The sequence below is a fragment of the Paludisphaera rhizosphaerae genome, from assembly GCF_011065895.1.
In the GTDB taxonomy this organism is placed as follows: domain Bacteria; phylum Planctomycetota; class Planctomycetia; order Isosphaerales; family Isosphaeraceae; genus Paludisphaera; species Paludisphaera rhizosphaerae.
Map to the genome: position 1 here is coordinate 1 of NZ_JAALCR010000071.1, position 3,652 is coordinate 3,652.

5 protein-coding genes are annotated in these 3,652 nt (G+C 68.0%); 2 read left to right on the plus strand and 3 right to left on the minus strand.

Annotated features, from left to right (window positions below):
- Positions 1 to 61: 61 nt before the first annotated feature.
- From G5C50_RS31930 to G5C50_RS31940, 3 genes are all read right to left on the minus strand, one after another.
- Positions 62 to 526 carry a hypothetical protein gene (locus tag G5C50_RS31930; RefSeq protein ID WP_165076113.1) on the minus strand — a complete coding sequence of 155 codons (465 nt, stop codon included), beginning with the start codon at positions 524 to 526 and terminating at the stop codon, positions 62 to 64.
- A gap of 4 nt (positions 527 to 530) precedes the next feature.
- On the minus strand, positions 531 to 758 hold the full coding sequence (locus G5C50_RS31935; RefSeq protein WP_165076115.1) for a hypothetical protein: 228 nt from the start codon (positions 756 to 758) through the stop codon (positions 531 to 533).
- Between the two features lie 154 nt (positions 759 to 912).
- Positions 913 to 1,827 carry a metallophosphoesterase gene (locus G5C50_RS31940; RefSeq protein WP_165076117.1) on the minus strand — a complete coding sequence of 305 codons (915 nt, stop codon included), beginning with the start codon at positions 1,825 to 1,827 and terminating at the stop codon, positions 913 to 915.
- Between the two features lie 179 nt (positions 1,828 to 2,006).
- Here G5C50_RS31940 and larE point away from each other — a divergent pair, with 179 nt between their 5' ends.
- A complete protein-coding gene (gene larE, locus G5C50_RS31945; RefSeq protein WP_165076122.1) occupies positions 2,007 to 2,894 on the plus strand; it encodes an ATP-dependent sacrificial sulfur transferase LarE in 888 nt (295 codons plus the stop codon).
- 142 nt (positions 2,895 to 3,036) lie between these two features.
- Positions 3,037 to 3,588, plus strand: coding sequence for a hypothetical protein (locus G5C50_RS31950; protein ID WP_240907435.1), 552 nt, complete (start codon positions 3,037 to 3,039; stop codon positions 3,586 to 3,588).
- Positions 3,589 to 3,652: the final 64 nt, after the last annotated feature.

Consider the following 3,652-nt stretch of genomic DNA (forward strand, 5'->3'; position numbering starts at 1 on the left):
GCGCGACCGAAAGCCTGCGATGTGCGCAACTGCGGTTGTGAGAGACAGCCAGAGGTTGAGATCAGACCAGATCGCCCGCCTCGGCAGCATGCTCGGCGATGTATCGATCAACCTCGTTGCGTAGATGCTCGGGCGTCCCGTAGTAGACGAGGCAATCGTACTGATCGTCGAAGTTCATCGCCTCCATCTGCTCGTCCTCGGAGACGTTCGCTTCGAGCGAGTAGACGTACAGCTTATGGGTGAGGGACTTGAGGTCGAAGCCGTCACTGATCGCACGCGCCCGTAGAACCCCCAGCGCGCGATGGGCCGCTGCCGCGAGGTCGGCAGGCCCAGGCATGGGCTTGAGGAGACGGGCCAACTCGTCGGGCGGTTGTCCGCCCGCCGTAGCGACGTCGACGAGTTCGATCGGGGGAGCTGCCAGTTCGGCGATCCTCCTGTCGGCCCACGCCACGACCTCGTCGGGCTTGAAACAGCCCATCAAGAGCGCCAGTCGGAGGGTTTCTGCCTCCTCGCGCAGCGGCGGCATTTCATTACGCCCCGCTTCGGCTTGCTGCCAGGGCCTTCTCGTAATTGCGGCGGAATTGCCACACGGCTTCGAGAAACTCCTCATCGTCGGCGTCCCACAGGCCGCGGCCGTGGAGGTCGGCGCAGAGTTCGCCGACCGCCGACATGAGTTGGCCGGCGCGCATCTCGGGGATGACCTCAGACAATTCCTGGAGAGCGGCAAAGACGTCCGCCCGGGGGCCGTTGTCGTTCATAGTCTCACTCCTCCGCTCACGTCAGCGTCAGCCTACGGGATTGATAGCTGGTTCTAGATCCCGCGCCGATCCCCCCTCATCCGGCCCTTCGGGCCACCTTCCCCCGCGAGGGGGGAAGGCCGTTATGGTCCGGATCGAGCCGATCGCCGGCACCTCACACCAGCGTCAGCAAAACGATCTCCGGCCGGCAGTAGAAGCGGACCGGGGGCCCGCTGGTGCCGACGCCTCGACCGACGTAGACGGGGTATGCGGGGCCCTCGACGAGGCCCTCGGCGTACTTGCGGCCGAAGCGCGAGGGGAGGATGATCGCGCCGACGTTCGGGACGACGACCTGACCGCCGTGGGTGTGGCCGCTGAGCATCAGGGAGATCCGCGGGTCGCGGCAATACTCGGCGAAGTCCGGGTTGTGCGAGAGCACGATCGAGGCGTCGCCTTCGTCGGCGTTTTCGAGGGCCGCGTCGATCGATTGGACGTCGGTCCAGAGGTCTCCCACGCCGCCGATCCGAAGGCGGTCGCCGCCGCGACGGAGCCACCGGCCGGAGTTGTCGATCAACTCCAGCCCGGCGCGGTCCAACTGGGTGTGGCACTCGGGCGTGCTCTCCCCGTTGTCATGGTTCCCCAAAACGGCGAACCGGCCCATCGGGGCCTTCAGCTTCCCCATGACCTCGCAGACCGGCCCGATGAACCGCGGGCTCTTGGAGACGTAGTCGCCCCCCAGCAGCACCAGGTCGGGCTTCAGAGAATTCGTCCAGTCGACCACGTAACGGAGGTAATCCAGGCCGACGTAAGGCCCGTGGTGAAGGTCGCTGAGATAGGCGACCGACAGCCCCCGGAACGAGGCGGGCAAGTTGCGGACGGCGAGCGTCCGGCGCGTCAGGCGGCACCATTTGGCCTCCAGCAAGGGGTACGAAGCCCCCGCCGCCGAGGCCGCCGCTACGCCGATTGCCGCTCGCTTCCAGAAGCGCCGTCGGGAGATGCGTCCCGCCGGGCTCGCGTCCGCTTCGGGGACTTCAACCACGTTCGCCGCCATCGGCTGATCCGCCATGCCTTCGCGCCCTCGACGTTGCATGAAGGGGTCCATCCGCCTCGACGTCCCGGGTATTGTCGCCCCCAGACGACGTTCGGCAAGGGACGTTTCGGAGAGGAGACGTCGCCACAGAGCCTTGAGACTGGGTGACATCCCCCTTACAATCTGAGGATGGAGCGGCTGGACTCCCGATCCGATCGCGACGGAGGTGCGCCTTGGGCCTGAGCACGACGACGACCGCCGAAGCCGAAGCCCCGACGCTCGACGAGGCGACGGCCGCCAAGCGCGACGCGCTGCTGGAAACCCTGCGAGGGTACGGCCGCGTCGCGGTGGCGTATTCCGGCGGGGTCGACAGCGCGGTGGTCGCCAAGGCCGCCCAGGTCGCCCTGGGGGACGCCGCGGTCGCCGTGACGGCCGTCTCCGAAAGCCTGGCCTCCGGCGAGCTCGAGGAAGCCCAGGCCCTCGCCGGCAAGATGGGCATCCGCCACCGGGTGATTCGCACCGAGGAGTTCGCCGACCCGAACTACCTGCGGAACGACTCCGACCGGTGTTATTTCTGCAAGAGCGAACTTTACGGCCGGCTCGCCGATCTGAGGGATCGGCTGGAGGTCGACGCGATCGCTTCAGGCGCGAACCTGGACGACCGCGGCGACCACCGCCCCGGCATGAAGGCGGCCGGCGAGAAGGGCGTCCGTCACCCCTTGCAGGAATGCGGCCTGGGCAAGGCCGACGTCCGGGCGCTGGCTCGTTCGTGGGGCCTGCCGGTCTGGGACAAGCCCGCCGCGCCCTGCCTCTCCAGCCGGATCGCCTACGGCGAGGAAGTCACGCCCGAGCGCGTCCGGATGGTCGACCAGGCGGAATCCTGGCTCCGCGGCCACGGCCTGCGGCTCTTGCGGGTCCGCTACCACAAGGGAGATCTGGCGCGGGTGGAAGTCGCCCCGGAGGAATTCGCCCGGCTGGCGGCCGACCCGGTCCGCTCCGATCTTGTCGCCGCCTTCCGCGGCTTCGGCTTCAAGTTCGTCACCATCGATCTGGAGGGCTTCCGTTCTGGAAGCCTCAACGATCTGATCCCTCCCGAGCGTCTCCTGGCCCCTCGGCCGCGGCGCTAACGGGGGCCGATCGGCGACTCTAGCAGCATCACATTCTCAGACGGCGTCATCTCTTCCAATTCACTTCGCGATGCAGTCGGATTTGATTCGACGGGGTGCGGCCATGGCCCGAGTAACCTGCCGATGCGGCGAGACGATCGACATGGGACGCGACGTCCTGGATCGTGTCGTCTGCCCACGCTGCGGCGTGAAGATCCGCGTGCGACGTTCGGGTAATGGAGCGGTGACCGGCGAAGGGGACGGCCTGATCCGGTTTCACTGCCCTTGCGGGCGTCGGCTGAAGGTTCGGGCGCAGGACCGCCCCGAAGCCGGCCGCTGCCCAGACTGCGGAACCGTCGTCCCGGTGCCGAAGCCGGTTCTGGCGTCGGTCTCAACCCTCTCCAGCCCGCGAACCCCGAGCGTCGGGGTTCGCAACGGCGCGTTCGCCGGCCCGGAGGACGCCCGAACCGAGGAGCTGGACGCCGACGACATCGCCCGCATCCAGCGCTGGGCGGCCCGGTACGGCGTTTACCCCGAGGACGAGGGAAAGACCAGTCAGGTCCCCCCTCCTCGGTCGCCTTCGGAGAGCGGATACACCCCGCCGCCAGCCCTGAAGGTCGAGGCCGGCCTGCGCATCTGCCCCAAGTGCGGCCGCCCCCTGCACATGTCGGCCGTCTCCTGCCGAGCCTGCGGAGCAGCCACGCCCAAGGCGTAAGCGGCGCGACCGGAGTTCAAGCGAGGTACGGAGCTTCCCCAAATTCCCTCTCCCCTCGGGAGAG

Excerpts from the sequence above, each read along its gene's own strand:
- G5C50_RS31930 (WP_165076113.1), bottom strand. The coding sequence starts at position 526 with ATGCCGCCGCTGCGCGAGGAGGCAGAAACCCTCCGACTGGCGCTCTTG.
- G5C50_RS31935 (WP_165076115.1), bottom strand. The coding sequence starts at position 758 with ATGAACGACAACGGCCCCCGGGCGGACGTCTTTGCCGCTCTCCAGGAA.
- G5C50_RS31940 (WP_165076117.1), bottom strand. The coding sequence starts at position 1,827 with ATGCAACGTCGAGGGCGCGAAGGCATGGCGGATCAGCCGATGGCGGCG.
- G5C50_RS31950 (WP_240907435.1), top strand. The coding sequence starts at position 3,037 with ATGGGACGCGACGTCCTGGATCGTGTCGTCTGCCCACGCTGCGGCGTG.